Source organism: Bacillus proteolyticus, from assembly GCF_001884065.1.
Taxonomy (GTDB): domain Bacteria; phylum Bacillota; class Bacilli; order Bacillales; family Bacillaceae_G; genus Bacillus_A; species Bacillus_A proteolyticus.
On the sequence record NZ_MACH01000093.1, the window covers coordinates 209,784 to 227,336 of the forward strand.

General features: G+C 35.5%; 11 protein-coding genes and 2 pseudogenes. 4 read left to right on the top strand and 9 right to left on the bottom strand.

Annotated features, from left to right (window positions below; all coding sequences use genetic code 11):
* Window positions 1-191 precede the first annotated feature (191 nt).
* The 6 genes from ppsA to BAQ49_RS17860 form a co-directional block, all read right to left on the bottom strand.
* On the bottom strand, window positions 192-2,798 hold the full coding sequence (ppsA, locus tag BAQ49_RS17835; protein WP_071746471.1) for a phosphoenolpyruvate synthase: 2,607 nt from the start codon (window positions 2,796-2,798) through the stop codon (window positions 192-194).
* 132 nt (window positions 2,799-2,930) lie between these two features.
* Entirely contained in the window at window positions 2,931-3,275 is a 345-nt protein-coding gene (locus BAQ49_RS17840; RefSeq protein ID WP_071746472.1) for a YolD-like family protein, read from the bottom strand.
* Window positions 3,272-4,537 carry a Y-family DNA polymerase gene (locus tag BAQ49_RS17845; protein WP_071746473.1) on the bottom strand — a complete coding sequence of 422 codons (1,266 nt, stop codon included), beginning with the start codon at window positions 4,535-4,537 and terminating at the stop codon, window positions 3,272-3,274. The genes BAQ49_RS17840 and BAQ49_RS17845 overlap by 4 nt, the downstream gene beginning before the upstream one ends.
* A 431-nt stretch (window positions 4,538-4,968) precedes the next feature.
* Complete coding sequence (locus BAQ49_RS17850) at window positions 4,969-6,546, bottom strand: bifunctional metallophosphatase/5'-nucleotidase (RefSeq protein ID WP_244159109.1); 1,578 nt, start codon at window positions 6,544-6,546, stop codon at window positions 4,969-4,971.
* Between the two features lie 514 nt (window positions 6,547-7,060).
* Entirely contained in the window at window positions 7,061-8,701 is a 1,641-nt protein-coding gene (locus BAQ49_RS17855) for a catalase (protein WP_071746474.1), read from the bottom strand.
* A gap of 112 nt (window positions 8,702-8,813) precedes the next feature.
* Window positions 8,814-9,650 (bottom strand): alpha/beta fold hydrolase, encoded by an 837-nt coding sequence (locus tag BAQ49_RS17860; RefSeq protein ID WP_071746475.1) that lies wholly within the window; start codon window positions 9,648-9,650, stop codon window positions 8,814-8,816.
* A gap of 505 nt (window positions 9,651-10,155) precedes the next feature.
* Between BAQ49_RS17860 and ycaC the strand changes: the two genes are divergently transcribed.
* The 4 genes from ycaC to BAQ49_RS17880 all read left to right on the top strand — a co-directional run bounded on the left by ycaC (window position 10,156) and on the right by BAQ49_RS17880 (window position 14,082).
* Window positions 10,156-10,800, top strand: coding sequence for an isochorismate family cysteine hydrolase YcaC (gene ycaC, locus BAQ49_RS17865; protein ID WP_071746476.1), 645 nt, complete (start codon window positions 10,156-10,158; stop codon window positions 10,798-10,800).
* A 198-nt stretch (window positions 10,801-10,998) separates the two neighbouring features.
* Window positions 10,999-11,643, top strand: coding sequence for a hydrolase (locus BAQ49_RS17870; protein WP_071746477.1), 645 nt, complete (start codon window positions 10,999-11,001; stop codon window positions 11,641-11,643).
* Window positions 11,640-12,233: an antibiotic biosynthesis monooxygenase gene (locus BAQ49_RS17875; RefSeq protein WP_000806845.1), complete on the top strand. Its 594-nt coding sequence runs from the start codon at window positions 11,640-11,642 to the stop codon at window positions 12,231-12,233. The genes BAQ49_RS17870 and BAQ49_RS17875 overlap by 4 nt, the downstream gene beginning before the upstream one ends.
* Before the next feature lie 13 nt (window positions 12,234-12,246).
* A complete protein-coding gene (locus tag BAQ49_RS17880) occupies window positions 12,247-14,082 on the top strand; it encodes an amidohydrolase (RefSeq protein WP_071746478.1) in 1,836 nt (611 codons plus the stop codon).
* Window positions 14,083-14,401: 319 nt separating this feature from the next.
* Here BAQ49_RS17880 and BAQ49_RS17885 read toward each other — a convergent pair whose 3' ends face one another.
* The 3 genes and pseudogenes from BAQ49_RS17885 to BAQ49_RS17895 form a co-directional block, all read right to left on the bottom strand.
* Window positions 14,402-15,280, bottom strand: a complete 879-nt coding sequence (locus tag BAQ49_RS17885; protein WP_000423191.1) for a LysR family transcriptional regulator — start codon at window positions 15,278-15,280, stop codon at window positions 14,402-14,404.
* 218 nt (window positions 15,281-15,498) lie between these two features.
* Window positions 15,499-15,973: pseudogene (locus tag BAQ49_RS34130) on the bottom strand (MarR family winged helix-turn-helix transcriptional regulator).
* Between the two features lie 428 nt (window positions 15,974-16,401).
* A pseudogene (locus tag BAQ49_RS17895) lies at window positions 16,402-17,273 on the bottom strand (magnesium transporter CorA family protein).
* Window positions 17,274-17,553: the final 280 nt, after the last annotated feature.

Below are 17,553 nucleotides of genomic sequence, written 5' to 3' on the forward strand. Positions count from 1 at the left end.
CATATAATAATGAAAATTCTGATATCTTACAAGATATTGTCTTAATTTGTAATATTTTTGAAAATATTCTTTATTTTAGATTGGTGTACATTCTGATTTATCGATTTTTCAGGTGATAGTAGCTGGCTAAAAAAATAAAAAGATCATCCACTATATATAGTGGATGATCTTTTTATTTATCTAAAGTACAATTACAGTATCTCAATATACCCTTCTGTTCCATGTACCCGAATTCGTTGCCCCTCTTTTATTAGTTTTGTAGCATTCTCTACCCCGACGACTGCTGGCAATCCATATTCACGTGCAATAACTGCTCCATGTGTCATCAGTCCGCCAACTTCGGTAACTAACCCTTTTATAGACACAAACAATGGTGTCCATCCAGGGTCAGTAAAGGCAGTAACTAATATATCTCCATCTTCTAAATTCGCATCTTCCATATTTAAAATAACACGTGCTCTCCCCTCAATCACTCCTGAAGAAACAGGCAGACCTACGATTGCTTCAACCGGGAGATTTTCTCGTTTGTACTTCCCAGTAATGATTTCTCCATCAGACGTGATAACACGGGGAGGCGTTAGTTTTTCATATAATTTGTACTCATTTTTCCGTTTATTAATAACCTCGTAATCCAGTTTATTCGTGCGGACGACTTCGTGAAGTTCTTCAAAAGTTAGATAGTATATATCTTCTCTTTCATTAATAACACTATTTTGCACGAGTTGCTCGGCTTCTTTCAATATTGCCTGCTTATATATGAAATAGCGATTAATCATGCCGTATTTTGGATATTCACGATAACCGATAAAATCACGGATGTTACGAATCATTCGTTTCGTCTCTTCTACTTTTTGTTTGCCATCCGGCAAGTGCTGTAATCGCTCTAATAGCTCTTCTTCTTTTTTCAAAGCCTCCTGCAGCCCTTCTTCAAATTTCCGCTTACTAGCACCAATTTTAAAGTCTCTTATATTATTTAAAATCATTGGGATAATTGTAGTTGGCTTTTCACTCCAGCGTGTTTTCGTAATGTCGATTTCTCCGCTGCATCTCATTCCATATTTATTCAGAAATGCACAGATTACATCTCGAGCTTTTTCCCCGCCTTTAAACTTAACTAATTCATCTAAAAAGCTATCATCCTCTATATGCTGTAAATACTCAATGACTTCTGGGTACGGCCGGATCACATCTGCAACATCCAATAATGCTAGCCCCATTTCTGACGTAATATTGTTTTGTACAGATTGTGAAAGTGTGTCGGCTACATTTTTTTCACTTAGCCATTGCTCCATCTTTTCATTGATCCATGATGAGGCATTCATACCTGCCATAATTACAGCCATACTTTGCGGGTGAAATAATATTTTCTTTAATTGCTGGATATCTTCTAAAATAAAATCAAGTACATCTGATCCTGATTTCGTTTGCATGTTTTGTTTTAACTCTTCTATCGAAGCTTGACTATTCTTTATTAAATCCGTAACGATTGCTGGATCGTTTTCGATTTGTGGTTGCGCACTTGCAAGTGGCATACTTTTACCTGGATTCTTTTCTTTTTCATCATCCGGCAACAATTTGATAAAATCATCTCGCTCTATTACAGTCATTAATGCATCTTTAATAAGCGGCTCCGAGTTCCCTATTGTATTTAATAAAAGTTCTCTACTAGCAGGCGAAGCCAATCTTTGCGCAACATCTACAAACAACCTTCCTCCAGCTTGAAACCTCGGTCCAAAGGATGTTAACTGGAATAAAGACATTCCTAATGGCTTCAAAGGATCGGTCATCATTTGTTGGTGACCGACCGATACATACACATGATTTTCCTGATCATTTGCTTCTGGAATTGGATATAAAGTCGTTATCGGCCTGCTTTGAACAATATAAAATGTATCACCAACTAAACACCATTCAATATCTTGCGGACAATCAAAATAAGCTTCAATCTTTCTTCCGATACGTGCTAGCTGTAATATTTGTTGTTCAGGCAATGTTTGAAGCTTTTGCTGAACCGTCTCAATCTGTTTCGTCTCTGTTCCGCCCTCTTTTAAAGCATAGATAGCTAATTTTTTAGTCGCTATCATCTTTCCGGTAATTTCGCCTTCTTTTACTTTATAATTATCGGCTGAGACCAGTCCTGATACTAATGCCTCACCAAGCCCAAAACTGGCATCGATCGATAACACCTTTCGGTTAGAAGTAATCGGATCAGCAGTAAATAAAATTCCCGAAGCCTGCGGGAAAACCATTTTTTGAACGACAACACATATAGAAACTTGATTATGCTCAAAACCGTTTTGCATTCGGTAAATAACCGCTCGCTCTGTAAATAAAGAAGCCCAGCACTTTCTTACATGCTGCAAAATTTCTTCTTTTCCAATGATATTTAAATACGTATCTTGTTGACCAGCAAACGAGGCATATGGTAAATCTTCAGCAGTAGCGCTGGAACGCACTGCATAAGCATGTTCATTTCCAAAACGAGAGAGATACTGAGCTACCGTTTCCACTACATCAACTGGAATTTCCACTGACATAATGGCTTCTCTAATCTTCTTACTAATTTCACCAATTTGATCTCGGTCCTCAGTTTTTATTACTGCTAGTTGATTCAACAAAGTTTGAAACGCTTCATTTTGCTCGATGGCCTTTTCATATCCTACCGTTGTAACACAAAAACCTTCTGGCACTTGTATCCCTTGCATGTTAGATAACTCTCCTAACTTTAATCCTTTTCCACCAACAAGTGAAAGCTGCGTTTTTTCTATTTCCTGAAAATCGAGAACGAAAGAACTCATTTACCATCTCTCCTTACTATGCGTGTGTTCTTGATTGTAGCAGTAGTAAATACGAATAAACAGTCTATTTTGAACTTGATTTACATGATATAATTAAGTTAGGAAGAGATGATTATTTTTATTTCTCCACCTCTAATTCACTTCAATTACATCACCAAACTTAAATATCCTTTGATTATGAAAAGCATCATCTGTACAAGTAATTGTCTCATTTAATGGGTTTATATCAGCTACTGTTATGTAATTTTTATATAGATAGCCATCTTTATAATATGTAAGTAAAACCTCTTCCTCACCTAAATATGAAATTAACAGCTTATTTTCAATCATTTCTTTCGCATCTTGCGTTAAGATTGGACGTGGGACTTTCGTTTGCTCGTACATCATTTCTTTAATCACTGCAAACTGCTCTGGCATACTGGCAAACGGTTGCCACTTTACCATCCCTCTTCCTTTTGGCATATTAGCATTTTTCACGATTTGTGTCCTCCTAATAATGTGTTTCTATATCTTGCTGTTGCGACGCTTGTGTAGGAAATTCCACGTAAAATACTGTTTTTACCAAATCGTGTTCGAATTTCGTCCATAACTTTCGTTAATCTCATTTCTTTTTCTCTTTGTATAATGTTATCGAAAAGTGAAATTTGCTCCTCTCCTTCATTAATAAAGTTTGTTAATGAGACGCTTAACGAACGAATCGGCTCTCCTGTATAACCTTCGTATAAAAAATATGTGCAAACATTGTAAATATCCATCGTTAAATTTGTTGCCCGGTTTAACGTATGTGCCTTTCGTATTCCTCCGCCATATTCCTTGCTATATCCAACTGAAAAATGGATCGTTTGTGCATATTTCTTTTCTCTTCTCAACCTGTAACAAACCTCTTCTATATGCTCTAATAAAATAATGACGAACTCGTCTACAGAATAATCGCGTAATAATATTTGGCTTTTCGCTATAGATTTTGTTGCGGGAACATATTTTTCTGCTATTCTGCTAAAATCAATCCCGTTACTATGTAAATGTAATTCTTCTCCTATTACACCAAACGATTGTTTTAAATATTTCAAAGGATACTGCGCTAATTCTCCAATTGTATGTATACCTTTCCGGTTCAATTTCATTTCCGTTTTATACGATATACCCCAAAATTTACTGAGCGGTCTAATGCTCCATAACTTCTCGGGTATATCGTCATATGTCCACTGCGCTATTCCGTCTTTATTCTTTTTCGCTTCCACATCCATCGCTACTTTACTCAATAATAAGTTCGGACCAATGCCAACCGTACTTTCAATCCGTGTACGTTCATATATTTCTCTCTTAAACTTTAATGCAAACTCACGCGGATTACTCGCAAACAAATGAATACTTGCGGTCATGTCCATAAAAAACTCATCGATACTATATTGATGGAAATCTTCCGGTGCAACATATTGTAAAGCTAAACCAGTTATGTAAGTTGAACACTTCATATACGTATGCATAATTGGATTCACAATAATAATATCTGGTCGCTTCGGTATTTCGTACAATCTTGCCATCTTCTTTATCCCTAATGCTTTTAATGGCGGTGTTGCCGCTAATACGATTGATCCGCTCTGATTCGCATCCCCTACGACGGCCAATTTTGTATAACGTGGATCCAGTCCTTTTTTAATGCAGGAAACACTTGCATAAAAGCTACGAAGATCTACACAAAGAATAGTACGATTCGGTAAAAGAGAATAATCATACAAGGTAATCCCCCCTAACAAAAGAACAAGAGTTCCTATTATATACGAACTCTTGTTCTTTTTAAAGGTATTTTTATGAAAATTTTGGTTAAAATAACCGTCATATCTATGCGCTATCATTTAAGGCAGGAGAAACTTTGTATACAAAACCGCTAGAATTTCAATTAACTCATAAGTATATAACTACTAAAACAAACCAATTAAACCCTTATTATCAAAACATAATTTATATAAATTGACCTTTTTAACTTGTCCAAAGATGTAGTTTTAACTGTTTGGATCATCTGATTTTAATGTTCCATAGGGGCAAAATTCACCGTCACTATTAATTGGCCACAGTAAGACTTTATTTCAAACCCATAAAAAATAGATTACCTGCACACTAAAAAGTATAGCGCACAGGTAATCTATTTGTTTTTGAGATTAATAAAAAACTAATTTATTTTTTGAATTCTTCCATCAATAACAGACTGAATTGGTTCTTTTGATTTTTTTATATAATCTACTAATGCTTCAAAATCAGTTGGTCCTGTTTCAGCATCTTTCTCGTTTTTAAAGGATACAAATCCATCTCCACCTGAAGCTAGAAATGCGTTCGCAACGACGCTGTAAGTTTTAGAAGGAATAATTTCTTCTCCATCTGTTAAGCGAATACTTGTTACTTTTTCTCCATTAGGTTTGTTCGCATCCCAAGTGTATTGGATCCCTGAAATTTGAAGCATTCTTGTTATGTCTTTTTGCCATTGTTGATTTAAAATATCACGAATGTCTTGACCCGTTAAATTTACCTTTATTAATTGATTTCCGAATGGTTGAATACCATATATCTCTCCCCATGTAATATCACCAGCATCTAAGTCATTACGAATACCACCAGGATTCATAAGTGCAATTTGGGATTGCATTGTTGTACGCTGGGCATCAGCAACTAAATTCCCAAGAGTAGATTCACCAGCCGTATTGAGTTTGCGATCTAGTGGAGCAATAGACTTACCTACAACTTCATTAACAAGAGGTGCGATTTTTGCTTGATATTTCTCCATCTTCTTCTTTATTTTTTTATCAGGCTCCATGCCTTCATGGTAAGTTGTAACAATTTCTGCTTTTTTCTCAACAATATCTTGTGTCTTACGATCAATCTTTACATCAACATCAGCAAAAGCCATACCATAAGAATTTGCTTGTACGACAAGTTTATTATTAACAGTTCCATTTACATAAGTGTGGCTATGCCCACCAAAAATAACATCGACTTCCGGATCAGTCTCATTTGCTAATCGGACGATATCACCATTTGTTACACCGTTCCCATCTGTTGTCCCCCCGTTATGCGCAAGAACAACGATAGATTTAACGCCTAGTTTTTTTAATTGCTTTACAGATTTGTTAATAGCTTCAACTTCATCTGTAATTTCTACATTCTTTAGCATAGTAGGCATAACAAGGTTAGGAACATCCGTTGTTACGACTCCGATGAATCCAACAGGAACTCCTTGTACCTTTTTTATAGTGAATGGTGGTAAAAATAAACGACCAGTGGATTTATTATAGAAATTTGCGGCAACATATGGGAATTTTGCTCCTTTAAAATCCCCTGTTTTCTCATGGTATCCACCATAAATAAGGCGGTTCATTTCCTCAACACCTTCATCAAATTCATGATTTCCTATAGTTCCAACATCGAATTTCAAATCATTTAGAAATTCAATTGTAGGTTCGTCTTGTAATAATGCTGAAACAGGAGTACTTGCTCCAACAACATCGCCAGCATGTACCTTTAATGTATTCGGATTTTGTTTTTCACGATCACGTAAATAAGCTCCTAAGTACTCAATTCCCCCTGCATCTTTATTGTTAATTTTTTTCACAGTGTCTAGTTGCCCATGAAAATCGTTAATACCGAGCATTTGCACATCTATGTAGCGGTTTGGTTCTGTAATTGCTTGGGCTGAAGGCGCAGCAAATACACTAGTAAAAGTAACTGTACTTAATGCTAAAGCAACTGGAATGATTTTTTTCTACATAAAATTTCTCTCCCCTAATTAAAATCTGACATAATACGATGTTATTTTAATATATTAAGAGAATTATTTCCATAAAAATTCTACCAATTATAAAAATTAATAAAATCCCATTGTTTTCTGACAAGATATTTCTTCCTCAAAAAAATGTACATTTCTTTGTTTTGAGGATTATTCAAAATATTATCTTGATAGTAATATAACAATACTTCTAAGAAATCTAAAAAACTCTAATCAATACATTTTAGCTGTTAAGAAGAATATTCAATCCAAAATTAATGGAGATTTATCAACCTAACATCTCAATATCACCATTTAAAAAGATGCTCCTGGATTTATCCAAGAGCATCTTTTATAAAGCTTTATTTTTTACTTGTTTATCAACTATCTTATGATATTTAGTACCTCTCATATTTTTAAATAAAATTACTTTAGTAATCGTATGAAAGGCTGCCTAATCATTTTCACGGCACCTCTAAGTATATTCTATTGTGCTTACGTCTAATTAATAAGGATCTGATTCATGGCTTTTCTTTACTGCATCTTTTGTTGCTTCGTTTGCAGCTAATGAACCTTGACCATATTTTGATTTACTTACTTCGCGGCCCGGAAGTTTGTTTTCCGTTTTAGCTTCTTTCATTTTCTTTTCAATACCTTCTTTAACACGACGGCCATAATCCTCATCAGCTTGTGTGAAGTGTTCAATCATCGCATTCTGAATTCTTTTGTCACATACTGCAAGTGCTTCAGATAGATTTTTAACCAACTCATTTCGTTCCCACTCCTCAAAACTACGATATGTGTGACCTGCTTGACCATAATTATTAGGACGATCGATTGGTGCGCTCATAGCAGCCGCATTGTAAGTTGGTTGATGTGGATGATGCTTTTCTTGTTTTGCATCTTTATAGCCACCCAGCATAGATGGCTCATAGTTAATATGCGGATTTTCTCCAGACTCTTTCGGATTACGCATATCCATTTGACCACGATGTTGATTTGTACGAACAGGCGCTTTAGGTGCATTTACAGGTAATTGCAGATAGTTTGCACCAACGCGATAACGTTGAGTATCTGAATAAGAGAAAGTACGACCTTGTAGCATTTTATCATCTGAGAAGTCCATGCCATCAACAAGTACTCCTGTACCAAAAGCAGCTTGTTCAATCTCTGAATGGTAATCAACTGGATTACGATCAAGAACCATACGTCCTACTGGTAACCAGGGGAACTGCTCCTCTGGCCAAAGCTTCGTATCATCAAGAGGATCAAAATCGAGTTCTGGATGATAACCATCCTCCATAATTTGTACAAATAGCTCCCACTCTGGATAATCTTTGCGCTCAATTGCTTCATATAAATCTTGTGTTGCATGACTAACATTCATTGCTTGAATACTGTTTGCATCTTCTTGTGTTAAATTTCGAATTCCCTGCTTTGGCTCCCAATGATATTTCACCAATACAGCTTCGCCTTTTTCATTTACCCATTTATAAGTGTTCACACCAGATCCCTGCATATGGCGATATGTTGCTGGAATACCCCATGGAGAAAATAAAAATGTAATCATATGTGTTGCCTCTGGGGTACGAGAAACAAAGTCAAACATCCGCTGAGGATTCGGCACGTTCGAAACCGGATCAACCTTAAATGCGTGAATCATATCTGGGAACTTCATCGCATCACGAATAAAGAAAATCTTCAAATTATTCCCTACTAAATCCCAGTTACCATCTTCCGTATACATTTTCACTGCAAAACCTCGTGGATCCCTCGCTGTTTCTGGTGAGTCCTTGGCTCCAGCTACTGTAGAAAAACGAACCATTAACGGTGTTTTTTTACCAGCCCCTGAAAATACTTTCGCACGAGTATATTTTTCTGCCGGCTCATCTCCAACTTTTCCATAGGTTTCAAAATACCCAAATGCCCCAGCTCCTCGCGCATGTACTACACGTTCCGGAACCTCTTCTCGATCAAAATGAGAAATTTTTTCGATGAAATGATAATTTTCAAGTGTTGCTGGACCACGATTCCCAATTGTTCGGATGTTTTGATTATCCTTCACAGGGTGCCCCTGTCGTGTTGTCAATGTTTCACGTTTCACGTCTTGTTCATCTAGAGAATTCATGTCCTGGTTTTCTGCCATAATTGAAAACCTCCTCAAAATTATTCACCTTTAGGTATTTCCATTTATTAGAAAAATATGATAGAATTGCAACTTATTTATAATTTATCAATTAACAATTATATAGTTGTAATCAGTCCTTTAAAAATAATAGGAGTGCTTCATTAAATTCTTTAGCATGCGTTGCATTTAGCCCATGTGGACCACCCTTTATTAATGCTACTTTAGAATTAGGAATTGCTTCATGTGTTAATTTCCCACTATATTCATATGGTACAGTTGCATCTGAATCACCATGAATAACAAGGGTAGGTATATTAACCTTGGCTAAATCGCTTCTGAAGTCTGTTTTGCTGAAAGCAGCGATACAATCTAGTGTTCCTTTAGGTGATGCACCCGCAGCGATATCCCTATTGTAAAGTCGAAATGGTTCACTAACTAAGTCAGTTTGATCTCCAGCAGCAAAAAATCCTTTCGTAAACTCATCAAGGAATGCTAGACGATCACTTTTTACTCCATTTTCAAATCCTTGAATTGCTACATCATCTAATACACCCTCAGGATGATCTGCTGACTTGTAAAGGAATGGTGGTACAGCTCCTGCAAATACAGCCTTCTCTACTCTATTAGTTCCATATCTTCCAATATACCGGGCTACCTCGCCTCCACCCATAGAAAAACCAACAAGTGTGACATTTTGAAGCTCTAACTGTTCTAATAGTTGATGTAAATCAGAAGTAAAGGTATCATATTCATACCCTTCCCACGGCTGAGATGATTTTCCAAAACCTCGACGATCATATGTTATAACTCTGTATCCAGCCTCAACAAGAGCGGGAACTTGGTATTCCCAAGATCGACCACTTAACGGCCAACCATGAATTAGTACAACTGGTTTTCCTGTGCCATGATCCTCATAATATATCTCAATTGGTGCTTGATTTTCGGTTCCTACAGTAATTTTTGCCATTCTCCTACCTCCTTTAATATATATCATTTTCTTCAATAATCCGGATGAATCTCATAACCTATTTATGCACATTTATATTGTGAACTCTATGTATGAAACTCTATTGTTCCAATGATTTCATTTTCTCTTTATGGAACAATTCCCCATCTTATACCTTTTTCATCACGAAGTATTTGCTGAACATTCCTCCTATTCAATTCTAATAACAAAAATAGGTGACTATCAATATCGTTCTATCTATAGAATGTATAGGTAAAATCAATCTATTTTATAGTGAAAACAACTATAGTTACGACCTATACAAATTATAGATAATTTAGAATTGATTAACCAATTCGTTTTCAAATACTATAAATTTGTATAGCGCTTCATGTTCTATGAATGCTGCTATAACTCATATTAACGGTCAGTTTAGTTACAAACTAATCGTAACAAACGAAGAAATTTGGTAATATTCTACTGTTTAAACTTTCTTCGATTACTTAATTTTTAGGAGGAATACATAATGACTGATCTCTATTCTCGTATTAACAAAGATGATGCTGTCGTGCTTTTAGTAGATCATCAAACTGGTCTTATGTCCGGACTAGTACGTGACTATGGTGTTGATGAATTCAAGAACAATGTTTTAGCTCTTGCTCACACTGCTAAGTTTTTTGATTTACCAGTTATTTTAACAACAAGTTTTGAAAACGGACCTAACGGACCTTTAATGCAAGAATTGGTTGATCTCTTTCCTCACGCACAAAAAATAGCTCGACCTGGACAAATTAACGCATGGGATAATGATGATTTTGTAAAAGCAATCGAAGAAACTGGAAAAAAGCAACTTATCATCGCGGGCGTAGTTACGGACGTTTGTGTTGCTTTCCCGGCACTTTCCGCTATAAAAGCTGGATATGAAGTATTTGCTGTTACTGATGCTTCAGGAACTTTCAGTAAACAAGTTGCAGATGCTGCCAATACGCGTATGGCACATAGTGGCGTGCAACTTATGAACTGGTTTAGCGTAGCGTGCGAATTACAACGCGATTGGCGCAACGATGTCGAAGGTTTTGGCAATTTGCTTGCTAGTAATCTTCCAGGTTATCAAAATATAATTGGAAGCTATAGGGGAGCTCAGCGAGATCTTAGTAAACAAGATGCATAAATGTATTCCAAAGAAATAGCTATAAATCACTTTTTAAAAAGTGGATAGTATAAATTTAGCGCTGATTAAATCAGCGCTCTCTTTTAAATCAAGAAGTATAGCAAAGCTTTTATTTTTACGATTACAACTGTAATTAACAGAAAATATATTCTTTTCAAAAAAATCATTTTAAAACAATTAAAAAAGGAGTGTTTTATTATGAGTAATTTAGAATTGTTAAATCCAGGGAACAGTGCATTAATTTTGATCGATTTTCAGCCTCAAATGACTTTTGGAGTTGCAAGCATTGACAGACAAACATTGATTAATAACGTTATGCTGCTTGCTAAATCAGCAAAAACTTTTAACGTACCTACTATTCTTACTACAGTTGAGACACGTAGCTTTTCTGGTTATTTTTGGCCACAAATTCTTGACATATTCCCAAACCATGAAATTATAGAACGCAGTTCAATGAACTCTTGGGAAGATCCAAAATTTGTTGAAGCAGTTAAAGCAACAGGTAGAAAGAAATTAATATTTGCAGCACTTTGGACTGAAGTTTGCCTTGCATTCCCTGTGCTTGAAGCAATTAAAGCTGGCTATGAGGTGTATGCAGTTGATGATGCTTCAGGTGGTACTAGTTTGACAGCACATAACGCTGCTATGCGTCGTGTAGAACAAGCTGGTGCAATTCCAGTGACAGCAATTCAAGTTTTACTTGAATACCAACGTGACTGGGCACACAAAGATACTTATGATGCTGTAATGGAGATTGTAAAGGAACACACTGGTGCTTATGGTCAAGGTGTAGAATACGCATATACTATGGTGCATGGTGCGCTTCCAAGCAGGAAAATATGAAACAAGAAGGAGTAGCTGTCGAAGAGACTTATACAGGGAACGCGATGGATGCTGCCGATCCAGTAACAACGATTGTTACATGGGAAATTCAACAGGGTAAAGAAAAACAGTTTGAAACATGGAGACATGAAATCGAAGCTGCCGCTACTAAATTCCCAGGGCATTTAGGTGTAAATCTAATAGTCCCAAATAACGAATTCAGAGAGTATACTGTTATTTTTCGCTTTGATACGTATGAGCATCTACGTGCTTGGCAAGAATCAGATGTTCGCCGAGATTTGTTAAAAACGGCAGAACAATTTCAAGTTACTAATCCAAGTTATAAAACTGAAAGCAGTTTGGCTTATTGGTTTGTTACTCCGAAAACGCCAGTCCCACCGCAAAAATGGAAAATGTCTATCGTTACCCTTCTGGGTGTATGGCCTCTTAGCATGTTAGTTCCTAAATTGATAGGACCTATCATAAAACATATGAATCCTATTATGTCCGCTTTTTTTGTTTCTGTATGTATAGTGTCCTTGCTATCATGGGTAGTTATGCCGATTTTCGGTAAATTATTTCATCCATGGTTACAAAATAATAGGAAGTAGACGAGGTGTGAATATGAATTTACCGGATATGATCTTATATAACGGAAAAATTACTACCCTTGATCCCTCTCAACCTGAGGTATCTGCTATCGCCATAACTGATGGTTTAATAACTGCAATAGGTGGAGATGAGCTTCTTGATAGCGCCACAGAAAAAACAAAAAAAATAGACCTTAAAAGAAAAAGAGCTATTCCAGGTCTGAATGACTCTCATATACACGTTATTCGTGGCGGTCTTCATTATAATATGGAATTACGATGGGAAGGTGTGCCTTCAATTGCCATTGCTCTCGAAATGCTCAAAGAACAGGCAAGGCGTACACCTGCTCCTCAGTGGGTAAGAGTAGTTGGAGGTTGGTCTGAATTTCAATTTAAAGAGAGACGGATGCCAACTTTGGAAGAGATTAATGCTGTTTCTGAAGACACACCTGTCTTTGTGCTACATCTTTACGATAGAGCACTTGTAAATCGTGCAGGGCTGCGTGCACTGGGATACACAAAAGATACCCCAGACCCTCCAGGTTGTTTAATTGAACGGGATAAACGAGGTAATCCAACGGGCCTTTTAATTGCAAATCCTAACGCTTCTATTCTTTATTCAAGTTTGGGTAAAGCTCCAATACTTAATGTTGACGACCAGATTAATTCAACTCGCCATTTTATGCGCGAATTAAATAGATTAGGTATTACAAGTGCCATTGACGCAGGTGGTGGTTTCCAAAATTATCCTGATGACTACAAAGTTGTTGAACATTTAGCCGAGAAGGAACAATTAACTTTGCGTATTGCTTATAATCTATTTACACAAAATCCAAATCATGAATATGAAGACTTTGCTTCATGGGCAAAAATTGTTTCTCCAGGTCAAGGAAATGATAAGTATAAAATGAATGGTGCCGGAGAAATGTTAGTATTCTCGGCAGCCGATTTTGAAAAATTTCAAATGCCACAGCCCGAACTAGCTACGATGATGGAAGCTGACTTAAAGAAAGTAATTTCTCTATTGGTAGAAAACCGTTGGCCATTCCGTTTACATGCAACTTATGACGAGTCAATCACACGATTCTTAAATGTATTTGAGGAAGTCAACAAAGAAATTCCTTTTAATGGTCTACGATGGTGGTTTGACCATGCAGAAACAATCTCAGATCGTAGTATGGAACGTGTTAAGGCTTTAAATGGCGGTATTGCTATCCAAGACCGCATGGCTTTTCAAGGTGAATACTTTGTTGATTTATACGGAAAGGAAGCTGCAAAGCGTACTCCTCCGATTTATCGTATGTTAGACTTAGGTATACCTGTTGGCGCAGGGAGTGATGCAACTAGGGTTTCCAGCTATAACCCTTGGGTCGCTCTTTACTGGATGGTTGCCGGAAAAACCATTGGTGGTCTTTCGATATACGACGAAAAAAATAAACTTGATAGAAAAGTAGCCCTGGAATTATATTCAAAAGGAAGTGCGTGGTTCTCTGGTGATGAAGGTAAAAAGGGAACCCTTGCAGTAGGTCAGTTTGCTGATATTGCTGTATTGTCTGCTGACTACTTTACTGTGCCAGAAGAAGAAATCAAGAACCTTGAATCATTACTCACTATTATGGGTGGGCAGGTTGTTTATGGAAATGATGAATTTAAAAGTCTATCACCTGAATTGCCGCCAGCATCACCTAATTGGTCACCGACGGGAGTTTATGGTTATGGTGGTGCTAACCTAGCCCACACTATACTTTCTCACGATGCCCATGATCACAAGTTACATAGTTGCAGTAACCCTCTCCATCAACACACTCATACCATAATAGGAAAAGATGGAACTAAATGGGGTATTGGTTGTACTTGCTTTGCTTTCTAAGTCAAAACCACCGGTATAATGCCCGGTGGTTTTCTTTATGCAATAAGAATATGTAAAAAGAAATAGCAGTATATCCCTAATGGAATCTATTACCATGCGATAAGACCGAAGAGTTAATTGATTAACTTGACTTGTTTTTAACAGCCTTCTCTCCTTGCAAAGTCTGCCCTTCTCCCCTTAGGTAAAAGTCCATGGTATTCCCTTTTGAAGCGACTACACCACACATATAAATCTACTTGCCCTTTAACTGTAATTTAGGTCTTATCCTAAGAATTATGTATCATTTTTAATTCCCACACTATAATCATTATTATTTCTATTATACTAATACTTTTTTAGGTTCATTTAACTTCTGCATAAAGATACGTGCTGCAAAACTTAAAAATTTATCATCAAAGTGAATGAGATTAATATCTTGACTTGGTGTTGGGTCAATAATACGAACTATGCTCAAAGTATCATTATTAACGAAGTTAACCAGTGAAAGAGGTATTATAGCAACCCCATGTCCATTGTATACAAGGCTCAATAGAGAAATAGAAGATTTTGTTTCTATATTTGCTTCAGATAAAGATAACCCTAAACTCTCACAATATATTTTAATAGATTCACGACAACTACATGAAACCATTATTCTACTCAGTCCTACTAATTCTCGAAAAGAAACAAATGATGTTTCATTCAAAGGATGATTTTTTGGAATGGCAAGGACAAGCTCTTCGCTATACAAAAGGGTGCTTGTTAATGTGTCTGGAATTTGAGCACTACGCGTGATGCCTATATCAATATTTTTATCAACGATTTGATTTACAGCAACTTCAGATTCTATAATTTTTACTACGATGTTAGGATAATGTTGTTGAAACTTCATAATATAAGGTGTTAAATAAGTGAGATCCTCTAATAAACCTCCTATAGTAATTACCCCTCTTTTTACCCCCTTTAATTCAAAAATTTCATTATAAACGTCATCAAATTGTTGCATGATAAATTTTCCTTTATCAAATAGCAACTTACCCGCTTCTGTCATTTTGATACCTCTTCCAACTCGATGAAACAAGGGTGTATCAAGTTCACCTTCTAACACACGGATTTGTTGGCTTAAAGTCGGCTGTGAAATACCTAGAACTTCCGCAGCTTTAGTAAAACTATTATTATTACAAACTTGAATAAAATACTCTAAATGACGTAATTCCATTCTTGATACCCACTCTCCGCTTTATGAAAGATTTATAATGAAAAGGACGATATGTATACGTTAATATAACAACTTCATTCCCTACTGTACTGATTGAAATTATACGATTTATTCATTTTGTATTATAATACATTTACTACCACTTATTAATTTTTCCTCCTATTTATTTAATTTATATGTAATTAGGATATTACTAAACAGAAATAGCCTCTACAAACTTACAATTTCTGTGCGTAATATCCTAACTTTTTCAACTGTTTCATTATCATTTTTCTCAATATAGTCCAAACTACCAAATATTTGCCGAATCTCCTCTTTATGCTGAGGAAAAATAATATCCATCGATTCAATACCTTCTGAAGTAATTGACGCATACGTGACACGGCAGTCTTTAGGACATGGTTTTCACCTCTTCTTTTCCAACCTATTCACTACATACGTGATACTACTACTTGCAAGTAATGTTTTGTCTTCAAGTTTTTGTATAGGCTGATCGCCTTTACTGTATAGTAGCTTAAGCACTCCAAATTCTGTTGGATTAAGTCCATAAATTTTTATATTCTTTTCAATACGTTTAGTGATTGACTGTAATTCCCTTGATAATATAACAAATAACTTTAAAGATAGGCTCTCATCGTTAATCACCCTCGTAATTACCAATCCTTTACAAGTTATCTTGAATTCGAGATTCATTATATTATCGTCAAAATATTATGTCAATCATTCATTTTAGCTTTATCAAGCCACTTATAATTTATTTCTCAACATAAGACATATGGAATTAGAAGAAAACAATTGTTACTATATAAGTATCTCAATTACGTTATTTCTTTTAAAGAGAGCTTGTTTTCTAACACAAGTTCTCTTTTGTCGTATTCTAAATTGAATCGGGACAAATTTCAGATAATGAGTCTGCCCATTTGTATGATATAGTTTTTAAACAAAGATTAGAGCCCTCCTACAAGAAGAAGAGCTCTAATCTTTCATATAAATATTCACCATTTCTATCATTGCGGTGACATCAAAACTTTAACTTGATGGGGATATGATACTACCTCAATTAATAAATATTACTCACCATATATCTAGGTTAATATCTATCATATTTTTTATAAACAGGATTAATTGGATTTAAAAAAAGATTTCTTTTTCTTTACTCGTAATAAATCACCTGTCCATCCTTTGAATCGCATATACATACCTCCTGTTGTGAAAATAATAAATAAGAGAGCAATTAAATAGCTATATTTCCATTCTAGTTCAGGCATATATTTAAAATTCATTTCCCACGATGTGAAGAAACAACTTCTTGTAAATGAATCATCGTATCTAATTCTTCTTGGTACTCTTTAACGAGTTGTAATCCACGCTCTAATTTTACGTGTGTTTGTTTATAACAAAGAGTTTTTGTTATATTTTCTAACCAAGCTTCCTCCAATCCTTGTAACACTTCTTGTATTAAGCGAAACACATGTGTGTTCATAAATAATTCATGACGAATATGATAAATCTTTTCTAAAACTGCTATGTTATTATGATGATAAAAATCCCATAATACATTTCTAAAATGGTTTTCAAAATAGTCAACCTCTCGCAAATAGTGAGTTATAAACATTGATAAGATAGCACATAATCCTTCAGCGGAACTATTACAATTTTTTGTACCTATAGGGAAATTATGTATTAATTTTCGGAAATCCTCTTCCTCTTTTTCCTGGACCGTTATCAGTATTTCATGAGCTACGAAATAATGAAGAAATTTTTGAATTTTGGCGTCCTTTTTATCTTGATCATATAAAAACGAACCATATACACAAGTTTGACTTGGTGATAACGTATAAACATATAATCCATTTTCACAGGGAGAACTTATTTTCTTTACAAATTGAGAGAAATAAGATGTTACATCAAGAGGGATTATAGAAGAAAGTTTTTCAAGCTCACTAGTTTTCACATGATACCAACTCCATTTTGGCATTTTTATGCATTCCATATTATTCTTCCTTTCTGAATAGTTTTATGTTTGATCGAATAATATCCGTAATATGAAATTTGTATGTAGGTATTCATGTCTTGGAGGAAAAGTTTTTAGATCAACTAAATTACAAAATAAATGGCATAGGAGGTCTTATTATGTTAAAAGGAAGACCCCCTATATATTAGCTATTTTTATTCTCAATTTTAAACATTTCCTCTATACAAGCATTTTTTATCTTTTCTTATAAAGAATTTATTATATGTGGAAAAGAAGCTACATAATTTGGCACGTCTAT

What these genes read in the sequence shown, in the direction of transcription:
- ppsA (WP_071746471.1), bottom strand. Translation starts at nt 2,798, where the DNA reads ATGAGTTCTTTCGTTCTCGATTTTCAGGAAATAGAAAAAACGCAGCTT.
- BAQ49_RS17855 (WP_071746474.1), bottom strand. Translation starts at nt 8,701, where the DNA reads ATGGCAGAAAACCAGGACATGAATTCTCTAGATGAACAAGACGTGAAA.
- BAQ49_RS17860 (WP_071746475.1), bottom strand. Translation starts at nt 9,650, where the DNA reads ATGGCAAAAATTACTGTAGGAACCGAAAATCAAGCACCAATTGAGATA.
- ycaC (WP_071746476.1), top strand. Translation starts at nt 10,156, where the DNA reads ATGACTGATCTCTATTCTCGTATTAACAAAGATGATGCTGTCGTGCTT.
- BAQ49_RS17870 (WP_071746477.1), top strand. Translation starts at nt 10,999, where the DNA reads ATGAGTAATTTAGAATTGTTAAATCCAGGGAACAGTGCATTAATTTTG.
- BAQ49_RS17875 (WP_000806845.1), top strand. Translation starts at nt 11,640, where the DNA reads ATGAAACAAGAAGGAGTAGCTGTCGAAGAGACTTATACAGGGAACGCG.
- BAQ49_RS17880 (WP_071746478.1), top strand. Translation starts at nt 12,247, where the DNA reads ATGAATTTACCGGATATGATCTTATATAACGGAAAAATTACTACCCTT.
- BAQ49_RS17885 (WP_000423191.1), bottom strand. Translation starts at nt 15,280, where the DNA reads ATGGAATTACGTCATTTAGAGTATTTTATTCAAGTTTGTAATAATAAT.